Source organism: Spirosoma sp. 48-14 (genome assembly GCF_001898575.1).
GTDB lineage: Bacteria > Bacteroidota > Bacteroidia > Cytophagales > Spirosomataceae > Spirosoma.
The window spans coordinates 178,479-192,743 of the sequence record NZ_MKUD01000002.1 but is presented as its reverse complement, the minus strand read 5'-3'; the positions used below and the strand labels follow the sequence as shown (position 1 = coordinate 192,743).

Here is a 14,265-nt window from a genome sequence, read left to right as displayed (position 1 = left end):
ACAGAACAATGGTTTATATAATTGCTATATTATCGGTAATCTTTCTGGGACTGGCAGTAATGGTCATTTCTCGGATGGCTTCCGTGGTACAGACTGCCAGCGGTCCAGTCGATGAAGACCGAATTGGTATGAGTAACCGCCTGAATGCAGGCATGATGGTTGTTTTCTTCGTTGTGGGGCTGATTGCTGCAATTTGGTCATTTCTACACGCCCGGCAGTTTTTCCTGCCTGAAGCCGCTAGTCCTCATGGTCGTCATACAGATTTTCTGTTCTGGTTGTCGATGAGTATCATTACCGTTGCATTTATTGTAACGAATGCCCTATTGTTTTTCTTTGCCTGGCGTTATCAATATCGGCCAGGGCATAAAGCGTCTTACTATCCAGAAAACCACAAGCTGGAGTTGATCTGGACAGTCATTCCAGCTGTAGTGATGGCGTTACTCGTATTTACGGGATGGCGGGCATGGCGTGATATTATGGCCGAAGCTCCTGAAAATGCACAGGTCTTTGAATTGGTTGGTAAGCAGTTTAACTGGATTGCTCGCTATCCAGGGGTTGACAATAATAAACTGGGTGCGTTTAATTATAAGTTGATCGACAGTAATAACGAAACGGGGATTGATTATACAGATGAGTCGTCGTTCGATGATTTCGTATCAACTTCTGAACTGCATATTCCAGTTAATAAGCCCATTCTGCTTAAAATTCGGGCTCGCGATGTTTTGCATAGCGTATTCATTCCTCACTTGCGGGTGAAAATGGATGCTGTGCCTGGTATGCCTACTCGTTTTCAGTTCACCGCTGATAAGACAACGGATGAAATGAAGAATATCACAGGCAATCCGAATTTTACGTATGAGATTGCTTGTACGGAAGTGTGTGGCCAAGGCCACTTCTCGATGCGAATTCGTCTGGTTGTTGAAGATGAAGCTTCTTGGCAGGCTTGGTGCAAAGAGCAGAAGCCTTTACTCTCCTCGTCACCAGAGCTGGCATCGCGTATTCCAGCTAATCTGAAAGCAAAAGCGGCTAAATATCTGTCAGCACCAGAAACGGCTGCTCCTGCTGATACTACTACGGCATCAATTGTTAAAAATGGAGAGACTGTAGCCACCGCTTCAGTCCGTTAATTTCTAAACTTACAAGAACCAAATACTATGGCGACTGTAGCAGCTAACTCGGCAACTGTGGCCCATGCAGAAGAGCATGACCACCATGAGCCACAAAGTTTTTGGCGCACATACATATTTTCGGAAGATCACAAAACGATTGCTAAGCAATACCTGATTTCAGGGATTTTCTGGTCAATTATTGGTATCAGCCTGTCAGTAATGTTCCGGCTTCAGTTAGGCTTCCCTGCCATGAAGCTCGATTTCCTGCGGCCAATTCTAGGCAACTGGATCAACGAAACTGGTAAACTTGACCCAGATTTCTATTTGGCATTAGTAACAATGCACGGAACTATCATGGTGTTCTTTGTATTGACGGCTGGTTTGAGTGGAACTTTCTCGAACTTTCTGATTCCACTACAAGTAGGCGCACGGGACATGGCATCAGGCTTCCTGAACATGCTCTCTTACTGGTTCTTCTTTTTGGCCAGTGTGATTATGCTTGGGTCACTGTTCATCGAGACAGGTCCTGCGGCTGGTGGTTGGGTAATTTATCCACCATTGAGCGCGTTGCCACAAGCGCATAAAGGGTCTGAATTAGGAATGACCTTATGGTTGATTAGCATGGCTTTATTCATTGTATCACAGTTGTTAGGTGGTATCAACTACATCACAACTGTAATCAACCTGCGTACACGGGGTATGTCGTTCAGCAAACTTCCGCTGACGATCTGGGCTTTCTTCCTGACAGCTGTTCTCGGCTTGATTTCATTCCCAGTACTTCTTTCGGCTGCTTTGTTATTGATCTTCGACCGTAGCTTCGGCACAAGCTTCTATTTGTCTGAGATCTATATTAAAGGTGAAGCACTGCCTAATGTAGGAGGTAGCCCAATCCTGTTCCAGCACCTGTTCTGGTTCCTGGGTCACCCAGAAGTATATATCGTACTGCTTCCAGCTCTGGGTATGACTTCAGAGATCATTGCAACCAACTCGCGTAAACCTATTTTCGGCTACCGGGCTATGATTGCCTCCATGATGGGTATTGCCTTTCTAGCCTTTATCGTATGGGCACACCATATGTTCGTGACGGGGATGAATCCATTCTTGGGATCAATCTTCATGTTCCTGACACTGATCATTGCGGTTCCATCGGCTGTAAAAGCGTTCAACTACATTACGACACTGTGGCGTGGGAACATCCGGTTTACACCAGCAATGTTGTTCTCAATCGGTCTTGTATCATTCTTTATTTCGGGTGGTTTAACGGGTATCATCTTAGGTAACTCAGCATTAGATATCCAGCTACACGACACATACTTTGTAGTGGCTCACTTCCACCTGGTTATGGGTGCTGCTTCTGCATTTGGTCTGTTAGCCGGAGTTTATCACTGGTTCCCAAAGATGTTTGGTCGAATGCTGAACGAAAAGCTTGGCTACGTTCACTTCTGGCTCACCTTTATCGGAATCTATCTGGTGTTCTTCCCGATGCACTACATTGGAATTTCGGGCTTCCCGCGTCGGTATTATGCCTTTACGAGCTATGATTTCACGAAGAACATCTTTGCTGATATGAATAGCTTCATTAGCCTTGCTGCTATCTTCACATTTACCGCCCAGTGGATTTTTATCTGGAACTTTGTGTATAGCATGTTTAAAGGTCGGAAGGCTCCGCAAAATCCATGGAAATCAAATACATTGGAATGGACAGCACCAATCAATCCGGGACATGGTAACTGGCCTGGCGAAATTCCTGCTGTTTATCGTTGGGCCTATGATTATAGTAAGCCAGGTGCTAAGGATGATTTCATTCCTCAAAACGTGCCTTACTCACAAACCCCTGAATCAAACCTGCCTCATGAAAATGAGCTGATTGGCTTAGAGAAGGAAATTGAGGCACAAAATCTGAATGATCAGTTCAAACAGCCTCACTAATAAAAAGGAACGGCGCTTCCAGAGCCTAGCTTTACTGACAATCATTGCCATTTACATACTTGTTTTGGCAGGCGGCATTGTCAGAGGGACTGGCTCTGGAATGGGCTGTCCAGACTGGCCAAAGTGCTTTGGCCGGTGGGTTCCCCCAACCGAAATTTCCCAGCTTCCAGCTAACTACCAGAAGATATACGGGGCAAAGTTGAAGGGTGAGATTGAATTCAATCCTGTAAAGACATGGATTGAGTATGTAAACCGGTTAGTAGGTGTCCTGTCCGGTTTCCTGGTGTTCGCCACCCTATTGGCATCACTTTCCTTTTGGCGAAAAGACAAAGTCATTGTTTGGGGGAGCTTTACTGCTTTCTTCCTAATTGGCCTAAACGGATGGCTGGGATCTAAAGTAGTATCGACGGAGTTAGCCCAGTATATGATTACCATTCATATGCTGCTGGCTATCTTAGTTGTTTTTGCTCTACTTTTTGTCTGGGTTCGTTCACGAGCTTCTCAGGTAGTCATTAATTTGGCACAACAAAAAGAAGCCGGAATACGCTGGTTGGCTTTAGGGTTGACTATCATAACAATCGGACAGATTGTATTAGGAACTGAAGTGAGAGAAGCGCTGGATCTTGTTGTTAAAAAACTGGGTTATGATCAACGCCAAAATTGGATCAGTAGCCTGGATTGGCGCTTCTATGTTCATCGTTCGTTTTCGCTGGTAGTATTAGCCGGGCATTTAACCCTAGTCTATCAGCTACGTAAGTTAGGGAACTTAAAAAAAATGACCTGGGTAGCGAACGGTTTACTTGCTTGTCTCTTATTAGAAATAGGGACAGGGGTTGTTATGGCTTATTTAAATGTGCCAGCCGTAGCTCAACCAGTTCATTTATTGTTGGCTATTCTTTTAGTCGGCTTACAATTCATTGCAGTACTCGCCTTAACACCAGGTATTAGTTTACCAAAGGCTGTTAAGCGAAATATGGAAGTAGCACATGCTTGATACGGAGAGAGTAGTAACGATAGGTACGTTTAGCGATAAGGCAAGGGCATACGTTGAGTTAATAAAGTTAAAGCTAACGCTGGCCGTTGTTTTCTCGGGTGTGTTTGGCTATTGCTTAGCGAGCAGTCAGGTCAATTGGATAAAGCTTATCGTTTTAGTTATTGCTTCTATTGCTATAACAGGTTCGGCAAATATTATTAATCAGATTATCGAGAAAGATTCAGATAAGCTGATGAAGCGTACTTCAGTGCGGCCTTTACCAACAGGACGTCTGACAGTGCGGGAAGCAGCCACATTTGCGTTCGTGTTGTTTGCTATTGGCTGTTACCTGTTTGTAGAAGTTTTCAATATACGGGCAGCTGCGTTAGCTGTTTTATCATTGCTGCTGTATGGGTTTGTTTACACTCCGCTTAAGCGGAAAGGGCAAATCGCCGTATTTGTAGGTGCCTTACCTGGCGCTTTTCCTCCAATGATCGGCTGGGTAGCTGCAACAAACCATTTTGGCTGGGCGCCTGGTATTCTGTTTGCTATCCAATTTTTCTGGCAATTTCCGCATTTCTGGGCAATTGGCTGGCTTGCTTTCGATCAATACAAAAAAGCAGGGATACAGATGATGCCCGGTGATGGTAAAACAACGGAAACAGCGTTTCGTATCATGATTTATACGCTGTTTCTGGTTCCAATCGGCTGGCTACCCTATTTTCTAGGTATGACTGGTATTAATTCGGCATTAGTAGCCATGTTTGGCGGAATCTTGTTTTTGGCGCAAACGTTCCATTTAATGAGAACCTGTACGGATAAGGCAGCCCTGCAAATGATGTTTGGCTCATTGCTTTACTTGCCTATCGTGCAGATTGTGTATCTGTTAGATAAAGTATAACAACAAATCATGAGCGAATTAGTAAATAATATAACCTTAGTTGAAGAGCCGGAAGAAACGCTCTCAATGAATCCCCGTAAATTCATTTTATGGCTGTTCATTGTGAGTATCATTATGCTCTTTGCTGCTATGACCAGCGCTTACCTGGTTCGTAGGGCAGAAGGGAATTGGCTGGAGTATGCTATACCGTCTATTTTTTATTATAGTTCGGTTGTGTTGGTTCTTAGTAGTTTGACCATGCATTGGGCCTACTTGTCTGCAAAAAAAGACAACTTTGGCAATCTGAAAATTGCGATAACTATTACTTTTGTGCTTGGAGCGATTTTTTTGTACATGCAGTTCCTGGGATGGGTTGATCTAGTCAATGAAAACGTGTTTTTCGTAGGCAATCCGGCGGGTTCATTTATGTACATTTTTACAGGATTACATGGTTTCCACCTCATCTCCGGTATTATCGTGCTGGTGTTTGCGCTGGTAGCTGCGTTCCGGCTCCGAATTCATGCCAAGAGCCTAAATCAAATTGAGATTGCGGCTACGTACTGGCATTTCTTAGATATTTTGTGGTTGTATTTGTTTTTCTTTTTAGTCTATTTTCATTGATAATCTCTTAGACGCATGGCGGCTACTGTAACACACGATACCCTAACAACCGACTCGGACGCTATTTTCGATAAGAAAACCTGGATGGGTGGTGTTGAACCAATGAAAGTGAGCTACGGCAAGCTGATGATGTGGTTCTTCCTGATCTCTGATACGTTTACGTTCTCAGCTTTGCTGGTAACGTACGGTCTGATTCGGTTTAGCTATCCAGCCTGGGACCCAGCTATTTATGGAGAGGTATTCAAATTTTCAAACCTCTACTGGCCGACACCTGAAATGGTGTACGCAGCCGTTCCCTTCTTACATGGTGTTCATGCTCCGCTGATTTTCGTAGGGATCATGACATTTATCCTGATTTTTAGTAGTGTTACAATGGTATTAGCCGTGGAAGCGGGTCACCGGATGGATCAGGCTGATGTTGAAAAATACATGCTCTGGACTATTTTAGGTGGTTTTACGTTCCTTGGAAGCCAGGCCTGGGAGTGGTCGCACTTTATTCATGGAACAGAAACAGGTACTACAATCAGTGAAATTGTCAATGGCCAAACCATTCAACGTACCATTTTTGGGGCTAATCTGGTCGAAAACCAATATGGTCCTCCGGCTTTTGCTGACCTGTTCTTTTTTATCACGGGTTTCCATGGTACACACGTATTTAGTGGTGTTATCCTGAATATTCTGATTTTTTACCGGGCAGCTACTGGCCTGTATGCTCGACGGGGTCATTACGAAATGGTTGAGAAGGTTGGTCTTTACTGGCACTTTGTCGATCTGGTTTGGGTATTTGTATTCACGTTCTTCTATCTGGTTTAACAACCACTTTTCAACATGTCTGATCACACACACGGGACCCATGAAGTTGGTGAAATCCCACCCGCAAATACAGGGGCAATCTGGCGTACTTTCTGGATTCTTTCAGCCATCACAGCTGTCGAATTTACCCTTGCTTATTTAATGAAAGCAGGCGGGTTACGTACATCGTTCTTCGTTATCATGACATTGGTGAAAGCCTTCTATATTGTTGGCGAGTTTATGCACCTGAAACATGAAGTGAAGAGCCTGATCTGGGCAATTGTAGTTCCAATTGTTTTTGTTATTTGGTTATTAGTTGCCTTAATGACTGAAGGAGCCTGGATAGGAATCTCAGTATTCGGTTGATATTATGAGTACTAATCAAAAAGCCGGGATCCTGCTCGCTACGCTGCTGGTCCCGGCTTTGTTGTATTTATTCCTTCGGTTTGGTACGCAAAATCATTATGTTTTGCCGCGCTATCTGCCCAAAATTGACTCAACGAAAGGAGAACCATTAATGGGTAAGGTGACGTTACCAGATGGTAGCGTAATGACCGACACAGTTTATAATCATATCCCACCGTTCCAACTAATCGATCAGGATGGTAAAACGGTCGATCAGTCGATTGTTAAGGGTAAGATTTACGTAGCTGATTTCTTCTTCACACGGTGTGGTACTATCTGCCCACGCATTTCCTCTCAGCTTACTCGTGTTCAGGATATTTTTCGAGAGAATCCCTCTATTGTTTTCTTATCGCACACCGTTGATCCGGAACACGATCGGCCAGCACAGTTAAAAGCCTATGCCCAGAAATACGAGGCTATTCCCGGGAAGTGGTATTTTCTAACTGGAGACAAGGCTAAGATCTATGATTTAGCGATGCATGGATACTACCTTCCAACGGTCGATGCAGGTGTGAAAGAGGGCAAACCTGACGAAACTTTTATCCACAGCGAAAAGTTGGTATTGGTAGATAAAGAGGGGATTGTCAGAGGGTTCTATGACGGTACTAATAAAGAAGACGTGGATCGACTGATTCTTGAAATTCGAGTACTTCTGGATATTTATAATAAAGATTAACGGCTATGGAAGTGTTGCAACCTGTTAAGGAGCAGAAAGCAAATCGAGTCATTAATGTGCTGGCTATTGCCATTCCTGTGGCCGTAGCTGTACTTCTGGGCATTCGTCAGAAGATTGATCTGGGTAGCTGGACGGCTTATTTGCCACACATTAATGGAATTATCAATTCGATAACGTCGGTATTACTTCTGCTTGGTCTTTATTTCATCAAACAGAAAAATATACGGGCACACAAGATTACAATGTTGACGGCTTTTACGCTTGGGTCGCTGTTTTTGGTAAGCTATGTGTTATATCACCTGACAAACGACTCAACACCCTATGGAGGGAAGGGCTGGATACGTCCGGTATATTACTTTTTGTTGATCTCCCATATCGTACTTTCAGTGGTAGTGGTGTGGTTTGTACTAAGGGCAGTTTACTTTGCCCTCAGTGGCCGATTTTTAAAGCATAAACAAACTGTAAAATATGCCTATCCAATCTGGCTGTACGTTAGTATAACAGGGGTTGTTGTGTATTTGATGATAAAGCCTTATTACCTTCATTAATCGGCAAAAGCAATGAAAAGTTGGAAAGTTTGGTTTACACTAGCAATGCTGTTTGTTGTGGCTAGCCCCGATTTAATGGCTCAATGCGCTATGTGTCGCGGTACGGTTGAAAGTACGGTTAGTAACGGTCGGAGTGTTGTAGCGTCGAACCTTAATTTTGGCATTTTATATTTATTATTAGCTCCTTACCTCATTGTTGCTTCGATTGGCTATCTGTGGTATCGGAATAGTAAACAGGAGCATGGAAGACGTCTCGAAATTGCAGGCCGCATTAAGCGGGCTATGTCCCAGGTGTAGAAAGGGGAAAATTTTTAGAAAACCCTTTTATTCGTTGCGTGGCTTCGACGACATGTATGAGCATTGCCCACATTGTGGCTTGCGTTACGAAGTAGAACCGGGCTATTTTATCGGTGCTATGTATGTGAGCTACGCTATTTCCGGAGGTGTGGCTTTGGTAGTAGGTTTTCTTTTATTTTACCTGGCAGGCGACCCTGAAGGTTGGGTATATGCAGCAATAATAGCCCCTTTAATGGTTATCATAGCGCCAATTAATTTTCGAATATCACGAGTAATCTGGCTTCATTACGTGGCTGGGATTAAGTATATAAAAGGGCTTTAAAGGCCCTTTTATACGTTAAAGACTGGCGCTTGTTAACTGCTAAGAGAATAGACCTGGGCGGTTGAGGAAAAATAGTTCGAAAAAAATGTCAGCTCATGCAACCTGCATCTGAGTAATTTGCATCTTCTCAACGAACCTAAACGATTATGCTCCGACTTATACCGTTTTTTACGACTGAAGCGCAGTTAGTAGCTGCCTTAAAGCGTGGGGAAAGCCGCGCCCACAAGGTCGTATATGAGCGGTATGCCGGTAAAATGCTAGCCGTATGTACACGCTATTGTGCCAACCGGGACGATGCCGAAGAAGTCATGATCGATGGGTTTATGCGCGTGTTTGAGAAAATTGAGCAGTTTCGGGAGGATGGGAGCTTTGAGGGTTGGATCCGGCGGGTAATGGTAACGGAATCGCTGATGTTTTTGCGGAAAAATAAGCAATGGCGTCAGGAAGTATCTATCGACGACGTTACTGTTGAACCAGACTACGCATGGGCCGATACTGCCGTTAATGAAAATGATTTATTACGAATGGTGAATCAATTACCCGACGGCTATCGTACAGTTTTTAACCTGTATGCTATCGAAGGATATAGTCATGCCGAAATTGCCGAAATGCTAGGTATTTCGGAAGGGACATCGAAATCGCAGTTGAGTCGGGCAAGAATGCTGTTGCAGGCGAATATAAAGAAATTAGAACAGGACTCCGCTCAGGGTAAATGGGCTGGGCAACGTGAATATTATGAAAAATCAGTCGGAAAAGCAGCCAATCGATGACTTATTTGCCCGGAAGCTGGGCAATATGTCATTGCCGCCGAGTGCCGATGGCTTTGAGCGGTTACAGGCACGTATGGGCAAACGTATACCTGAAGCACGGGTCGTATTCTGGCAAAATCCGACCATACAACGGTATATGGCGGCAGCCGCCTGTCTGATATTGGTTGGTCTGTTTGGGTGGCTCTACCGGCCAGTTGGTACCGCACCGACAGGTGGAGAAAATCAGGTGGCAACTAATACACCTCATAACCAAACAGGCCGTCAGAAACTGCGTCCAAAGACCGGAATAACGCAAAAGGCAGAAGAGAGCCAAGCGACATCGGAGGGGAAAAAGGCGACCGAATTAAGTCTGCCTACGCAGGAAGAACAAATAGCATTAGTTGAAAAATCTGCCGTTCGGGTAAAACAGGCAGATCGTTCCGTTCGGCAACCTGTTAAGGACTATAAACCCAGCACAAAACGTATTCCCTCGACGACTCAAGAGCCTGTTTTAGCACAGAACAAACCAGTTGAAGCACCTACTAAACAGGATGTTAACACTACTCCGTCGATAGAGAAGCCAACTGTGCCTGAGCAAGTAGCAGACGTCAAGCCGACAACAAAGCCTACGGCTCCAGCTGAGCGGGTATTGGTTGTAACGATTGCAGAGCCAGAAGCTTTGGTTGCTGCGCGTCAGGCTGCAAAAGCTTCTGGCGAAGAAAAAGCGACTGTAGCTTCTACTGAAAAGCAGGAAAAAGATCCTAAAGCAACCGGTTTATGGCAGCAGGTAAAACGCTTTAAAGAAGGTGAACTGTTTGCTCGTCGCGACAACGATAATTCGAGCAGTGAAGACCGTGGGCTTTTGGGTCGAGCCTATAGCGGCCTTAAACACAGCCTCGATAAAGATAAATCTAGTAAGCAATGAATAAAGTACTACGTGCACTAGTTACGGTAACGGCATGCTTACTGGCTTCGCTGGCACAGGCGAAGCCAATGAGTCCGACCGATTCGCTGGTGATTCGGTTTGCCAATCGCACCCGACTGGTTATTTATGCGCCCGATAAAGCTGCTATTCAGGCTTTGTCGAATTACGATCTGAATAAAATTGTACGGGAAATGGGTATGAAGCTCGATTCCGTACCCGGTGGCCAAACGCGTATTTCGCAAGATGGAGATCGTTACTTGAAAGATACGGTTCTGGTAGTTACAAAGAAGAAAGACGGCGTAACAGTTATTGTTAAGGGAAATACTGATTCTACCCAGGCAGCATCAAAGAAAGAGACTGATTATGAACGGGAACGTCGTGAGCGACGTGACCGGGATAAGGGAAGTTTTGACTACAATTTTAGTATTGGATTGAATAATTTTATTCAGGAGAAGTCAATGACCGCTTTCCCTGAAGATGGTTACGATTTACGCCCCATCGGTTCGCGTTATGTGGCGTTGTCAGTAGGGGCTATGCCAACGATCATTCGAGGCAAATACGCTTCTCTCAAGCTGTATTATGGCGTGGAATTAGCCTGGAATAACTTTATGTTTGAAGGGAATAATATTGTCCAAAAAGGAAGTACAACCGTAGAGTTTCCAGATGCAGGGCGCGATTTACAAAAAAGTAAGCTGACGGTTTGTACAATCGGCATTCCTGTGGTGCCTCGCGTAACCTTTTACAACAGCAGCGGCAAAAAAGTATGTCATATTGGTCTTGGCGGGTACGCTAATTATAGACTGGACAGCTACCGGAAAATCAAAGAAGCCGATGGGAGTAAAGACCGTCGCCATTCCGATTTTTACCTGAACAATTTTCGGTATGGGTTAATGGCTCATTTAGGTATTCGCAGCCTGGATTTCTTTGTCAAATATGATATGAGCCCGCTTTTCCAGACTGGTAAAGGACCCGATGTACGGACATTAAGTTTTGGTATAGGTTTCTGAGTATGTTCGTAAAAAGCGTATCTATTATTGGTCTTGGCTGGCTCGGGCTACCACTGGCTGAGCGTTTGCTGAATGAGGGCTTTTCGGTAAAGGGAAGCACAACGTCGGCTGAAAAAGCAACAGCGTTAAAAGAAAAAGCTATTGCCACTTATGAATTCCAGCTTAACCCGGAGCCAATAGGGGACTTACGTGCGTTACTGGATTCCGATACGCTGGTGATCAATATACCGCCCAAAGCAGGGAAATTAGGTGATGAGTTCCATCCGGCCCAGATCCAACATATAGTCAATGCGGTGCAGGGTACTTCCATAAAGCATATTGTTTATGTTAGCTCTACGTCTGTATATCCAGAGCTAAATCGTGAAGTTGTTGAGGAAGATGTGCGTTCTCCTGAGCAATCGGCCGCTCCGGGATTGGTTCGGGCTGAACAACTTGTTCAGGCACTTGAAAAAGCTGAAGAACGGGTCGTCACGATCCTGCGTTGTGGCGGGTTGATGGGATACGATCGCATTCCCGGCAAATACGTCGCTGGACGAACCGTTGATACTGGCGATGTTCCTGTTAATTATCTACACCGTGATGATGCTGTGGGTATTTTGCTTAAACTTATACATGATCAAGTAGGCGGGACGTTCAACGCTGTTTCCCCTATCCATCCAACGCGGGAAGCTATCTATCGGAAAAGCTGCGCCGAATTTGGGTATACATTACCAATCTTTGTCCAGCCTATTGAACCGGTGCCTTACAAACTGATTAGCCCAACCAAGCTTATTCAGGCAATCCACTACCCGTATCGATATCCCGACCCGTTGCAGTACTATTACCAGAAAACGAACTAACGGGATAGAAGCGGGGGTAATTTATGGGATCTCCTCATAGGCAGTTACCGAAGAAGATGACGCATTCGTGTCCAGAAAAAACCACCCGACGGGCGACTGGCTGGCATTTGAGTCCGGTTTAGAGCAGCCATAAACATGAAATACCCTTGTGCATGCCAGGCGCGGAATTGTTCGCTGACAGCTGCATTATGCTTCGGTAAATAGTCGATTAGTTTGTCCAGGTCGAATCGGCTGGAAGCTGTACCAACGCCTGCCCGTTGGCCGTCGATCGCATTGCAGGCTTGTTCATAGTGATTTGCCTGAGGGATCATAAGAGCAGGCTTACCAAGATAAGCAGCTTCACAAACCGATTCAAACCCGGCCGTTGTCACAATCGCTTTACACTGTGCCATAAATTCCAGAAAACGCTTCCCATCAATGGCATGAAAGGTAAGTGTGTCGTCAACTTTCTGGTCAGGTAGAGTAGTGCCCGAATGGAAACCATCCATATGAATTCCGGGGTGCTGTTCGTGAGCTTTTAACAGTTCAACTTTAAGGCCGGGTTGCGTAACGTAAGCCAGCAGCGAATGACCCTCGATGGGCTTTAATTCTGTAACTTCCTGCCGAAGAAGAGGAGGCACTACACGCACACGCTGACTGGGTTCGTCGGGTTGTTTATCGAAAGAAAGGGCCAGGAGTTCATTAGCACCAAAACAAGTGAGCCGGGTATTGATTTTAAACGCCTGTCGGTAAAACCATTGCCCTTTGGGGCATTGAAAATTGGTGTGGAAAGCCATGTACTGATGGGCAATACACACCATAGGAACAGACGGGCGTAGCAGAGCATACGTCATACCACCCAGCATTTCATAAAAGTTGACGACTACATCAGGCTGTTGTGTTTCGATCATGTTGCGAACCTGCTTCAGACTACGCCAGAACGGGCGCATGGTCCTGATGGCTTTCAGCGTTGTTTTGAAGGGTTCAAGCGCGTTCGTCTTCGCATTATACACCAGACCGGGGCTGAAAATTGGTGTAACCGGAGCGGTAAACGCTGAACTAAAAAAAGCAGGTACATCCCGTTCGGCTGTTACACCAACGATGGCGCCTATAACGTCATGTCCAGCCTGTTTCAGCATTTGATGGAGTGAAAGGGCTTGTGTTAAATGCCCACGACCTTCGCCTTGTATTAAAAATAAAACCCGCATGAAGTATGAATTACGATCTGTGAGTAGTTTGATTTCTATAGTTCGCCTGAGTAAGGATGGCCGTTGTTAAGCCGACATGGACTTAACCGTGAGTTGGAAGGGCTGGCCGACAGGTTTTACAGCCTGAATCGGTTCGTCATCTTCGCCCAGTTCAGATGTATAATAAAGCAAGCTCCACTGGCCTTCGTGGTCTTCGACCAGCGCACTAAGCGATTCAACCCAGTCGCCTGAGTTCATATACATAATTCCGTCAAACTCACGAATGGCAGGCTGGTGGATATGCCCACAGATAACCCCATCGCAATGACGGGCTCGGGCTAGTTCGGTCAGCTTTTGTTCGTAATCGGAGATGTAGCTGACGGCCTTTTTAATGCGCGATTTAACCTGCTGAGAAAGCGAATAGTAAGGCAGTCCGCGCCAGGTACGGTAGTTATTATAAAACTTATTTACCCAAAGCAGGAATGTATACCCTAAATCGCCCAGATAAGCCAGCCACTTCATTTGCGACGTAATTGAATCGAACACGTCGCCATGCGTGACGTAGAATTTCTTATTGCCCGAATTGAGCATATAATCTTTGCGGATAGAGAAGTTTTTGCCCACTTTTAAGGGCATTACCTGATCCAGAAAATCGTCGTGGTTCCCGCGTAGATAAACAACTTTGGTATTATAGTGAACGATTTGTTTTAAAACCGTTTTAAAGAAAGCAGTGTGTTTTTTCTTCCAGGTACCATACTGTTTCAACTGCCAGCCGTCGATGATATCGCCATTGAGGATGAGCTTCTGACACGAGTAATTGCGCAAAAACTCAGTGGCTTCTTTCGCTTTCGAACCGGCTGTGCCAAGGTGAATGTCGGAAAGAACAATCGTTCGGAATTGCGTACCTGGTTGCATGGACGAAGTTACCCAGGCTATATGACTTAGGATTTATGGGATTGTTACCAAATTGACAAGATTAGTGCTCTATTAGAATAGTTATTCACATTGACATAATAAACCACAGTAA

At 45.0% G+C, this 14,265-nt stretch carries 17 protein-coding genes; 15 read left to right on the top strand and 2 right to left on the bottom strand.

Annotated features, from left to right (window positions below):
* Nucleotides 1-8: 8 nt before the first annotated feature.
* From BGO59_RS04000 to BGO59_RS03930, 15 genes are all read left to right on the top strand, one after another.
* Nucleotides 9-1,127 carry a cytochrome c oxidase subunit II gene (locus BGO59_RS04000; protein ID WP_293680887.1) on the top strand — a complete coding sequence of 373 codons (1,119 nt, stop codon included), beginning with the start codon at nt 9-11 and terminating at the stop codon, nt 1,125-1,127.
* A 27-nt stretch (nt 1,128-1,154) separates the two neighbouring features.
* Nucleotides 1,155-3,038: a cbb3-type cytochrome c oxidase subunit I gene (locus BGO59_RS03995; RefSeq protein WP_293680884.1), complete on the top strand. Its 1,884-nt coding sequence runs from the start codon at nt 1,155-1,157 to the stop codon at nt 3,036-3,038.
* Nucleotides 3,013-4,032: a heme A synthase gene (locus BGO59_RS03990; RefSeq protein ID WP_293680881.1), complete on the top strand. Its 1,020-nt coding sequence runs from the start codon at nt 3,013-3,015 to the stop codon at nt 4,030-4,032. Before BGO59_RS03995 ends, BGO59_RS03990 begins: the two co-directional genes overlap by 26 nt.
* The gene (gene cyoE, locus BGO59_RS03985) at nt 4,025-4,912 is read left to right on the top strand and encodes a heme o synthase (RefSeq protein WP_293680878.1); all 888 of its coding nucleotides are present in this window, start codon (nt 4,025-4,027) and stop codon (nt 4,910-4,912) included. The genes BGO59_RS03990 and cyoE overlap by 8 nt, the downstream gene beginning before the upstream one ends.
* 9 nt (nt 4,913-4,921) lie before the next feature.
* Nucleotides 4,922-5,512 (top strand): cytochrome c oxidase subunit 3, encoded by a 591-nt coding sequence (locus BGO59_RS03980; RefSeq protein WP_293680875.1) that lies wholly within the window; start codon nt 4,922-4,924, stop codon nt 5,510-5,512.
* Nucleotides 5,513-5,527: 15 nt separating this feature from the next.
* Nucleotides 5,528-6,325, top strand: coding sequence for a cytochrome c oxidase subunit 3 (locus tag BGO59_RS03975; protein ID WP_020598557.1), 798 nt, complete (start codon nt 5,528-5,530; stop codon nt 6,323-6,325).
* 15 nt (nt 6,326-6,340) lie between these two features.
* Entirely contained in the window at nt 6,341-6,670 is a 330-nt protein-coding gene (locus tag BGO59_RS03970) for a cytochrome C oxidase subunit IV family protein (RefSeq protein ID WP_293680867.1), read from the top strand.
* Nucleotides 6,671-6,674: 4 nt separating this feature from the next.
* Nucleotides 6,675-7,385: an SCO family protein gene (locus BGO59_RS03965; protein WP_293680864.1), complete on the top strand. Its 711-nt coding sequence runs from the start codon at nt 6,675-6,677 to the stop codon at nt 7,383-7,385.
* Nucleotides 7,386-7,390: 5 nt separating this feature from the next.
* Nucleotides 7,391-7,933, top strand: coding sequence for a DUF420 domain-containing protein (locus tag BGO59_RS03960; protein ID WP_293680861.1), 543 nt, complete (start codon nt 7,391-7,393; stop codon nt 7,931-7,933).
* Nucleotides 7,934-7,945: 12 nt separating this feature from the next.
* The gene (locus tag BGO59_RS03955; protein ID WP_293680858.1) at nt 7,946-8,230 is read left to right on the top strand and encodes a hypothetical protein; all 285 of its coding nucleotides are present in this window, start codon (nt 7,946-7,948) and stop codon (nt 8,228-8,230) included.
* The gene (locus BGO59_RS03950) at nt 8,175-8,552 is read left to right on the top strand and encodes a DUF983 domain-containing protein (protein ID WP_293680855.1); all 378 of its coding nucleotides are present in this window, start codon (nt 8,175-8,177) and stop codon (nt 8,550-8,552) included. The genes BGO59_RS03955 and BGO59_RS03950 overlap by 56 nt, the downstream gene beginning before the upstream one ends.
* Nucleotides 8,553-8,698: 146 nt before the next feature.
* A complete protein-coding gene (locus BGO59_RS03945) occupies nt 8,699-9,322 on the top strand; it encodes an RNA polymerase sigma factor (RefSeq protein ID WP_293680852.1) in 624 nt (207 codons plus the stop codon).
* A complete protein-coding gene (locus BGO59_RS03940; protein ID WP_293680849.1) occupies nt 9,288-10,226 on the top strand; it encodes a hypothetical protein in 939 nt (312 codons plus the stop codon). The genes BGO59_RS03945 and BGO59_RS03940 overlap by 35 nt, the downstream gene beginning before the upstream one ends.
* Nucleotides 10,223-11,233: an outer membrane beta-barrel protein gene (locus tag BGO59_RS03935; RefSeq protein ID WP_293680846.1), complete on the top strand. Its 1,011-nt coding sequence runs from the start codon at nt 10,223-10,225 to the stop codon at nt 11,231-11,233. Before BGO59_RS03940 ends, BGO59_RS03935 begins: the two co-directional genes overlap by 4 nt.
* A 2-nt stretch (nt 11,234-11,235) precedes the next feature.
* On the top strand, nt 11,236-12,072 hold the full coding sequence (locus BGO59_RS03930; protein ID WP_293680843.1) for an NAD(P)H-binding protein: 837 nt from the start codon (nt 11,236-11,238) through the stop codon (nt 12,070-12,072).
* 44 nt (nt 12,073-12,116) lie between these two features.
* On the opposite strand, the gene BGO59_RS03925 is transcribed toward BGO59_RS03930, so the two are convergent.
* The gene (locus BGO59_RS03925; protein WP_293680840.1) at nt 12,117-13,259 is read right to left on the bottom strand and encodes a glycosyltransferase family protein; all 1,143 of its coding nucleotides are present in this window, start codon (nt 13,257-13,259) and stop codon (nt 12,117-12,119) included.
* 66 nt (nt 13,260-13,325) lie between these two features.
* A complete protein-coding gene (locus BGO59_RS03920) occupies nt 13,326-14,153 on the bottom strand; it encodes a UDP-2,3-diacylglucosamine diphosphatase (protein ID WP_293680837.1) in 828 nt (275 codons plus the stop codon).
* Between the last annotated feature and the right edge of the window lie 112 nt (nt 14,154-14,265).

Excerpts from the sequence above, each read along its gene's own strand:
- BGO59_RS03965 (WP_293680864.1), top strand. The coding sequence starts at position 6,675 with ATGAGTACTAATCAAAAAGCCGGGATCCTGCTCGCTACGCTGCTGGTC.
- BGO59_RS03955 (WP_293680858.1), top strand. The coding sequence starts at position 7,946 with ATGAAAAGTTGGAAAGTTTGGTTTACACTAGCAATGCTGTTTGTTGTG.
- BGO59_RS03975 (WP_020598557.1), top strand. The coding sequence starts at position 5,528 with ATGGCGGCTACTGTAACACACGATACCCTAACAACCGACTCGGACGCT.
- BGO59_RS03945 (WP_293680852.1), top strand. The coding sequence starts at position 8,699 with ATGCTCCGACTTATACCGTTTTTTACGACTGAAGCGCAGTTAGTAGCT.
- BGO59_RS03940 (WP_293680849.1), top strand. The coding sequence starts at position 9,288 with ATGAAAAATCAGTCGGAAAAGCAGCCAATCGATGACTTATTTGCCCGG.
- BGO59_RS03935 (WP_293680846.1), top strand. The coding sequence starts at position 10,223 with ATGAATAAAGTACTACGTGCACTAGTTACGGTAACGGCATGCTTACTG.
- BGO59_RS03920 (WP_293680837.1), bottom strand. The coding sequence starts at position 14,153 with ATGCAACCAGGTACGCAATTCCGAACGATTGTTCTTTCCGACATTCAC.
- BGO59_RS03960 (WP_293680861.1), top strand. The coding sequence starts at position 7,391 with ATGGAAGTGTTGCAACCTGTTAAGGAGCAGAAAGCAAATCGAGTCATT.
- BGO59_RS03925 (WP_293680840.1), bottom strand. The coding sequence starts at position 13,259 with ATGCGGGTTTTATTTTTAATACAAGGCGAAGGTCGTGGGCATTTAACA.
- BGO59_RS03995 (WP_293680884.1), top strand. The coding sequence starts at position 1,155 with ATGGCGACTGTAGCAGCTAACTCGGCAACTGTGGCCCATGCAGAAGAG.
- BGO59_RS03980 (WP_293680875.1), top strand. The coding sequence starts at position 4,922 with ATGAGCGAATTAGTAAATAATATAACCTTAGTTGAAGAGCCGGAAGAA.
- BGO59_RS03970 (WP_293680867.1), top strand. The coding sequence starts at position 6,341 with ATGTCTGATCACACACACGGGACCCATGAAGTTGGTGAAATCCCACCC.
- cyoE (WP_293680878.1), top strand. The coding sequence starts at position 4,025 with ATGCTTGATACGGAGAGAGTAGTAACGATAGGTACGTTTAGCGATAAG.
- BGO59_RS03930 (WP_293680843.1), top strand. The coding sequence starts at position 11,236 with ATGTTCGTAAAAAGCGTATCTATTATTGGTCTTGGCTGGCTCGGGCTA.
- BGO59_RS03950 (WP_293680855.1), top strand. The coding sequence starts at position 8,175 with ATGGAAGACGTCTCGAAATTGCAGGCCGCATTAAGCGGGCTATGTCCC.
- BGO59_RS03990 (WP_293680881.1), top strand. The coding sequence starts at position 3,013 with ATGATCAGTTCAAACAGCCTCACTAATAAAAAGGAACGGCGCTTCCAG.
- BGO59_RS04000 (WP_293680887.1), top strand. The coding sequence starts at position 9 with ATGGTTTATATAATTGCTATATTATCGGTAATCTTTCTGGGACTGGCA.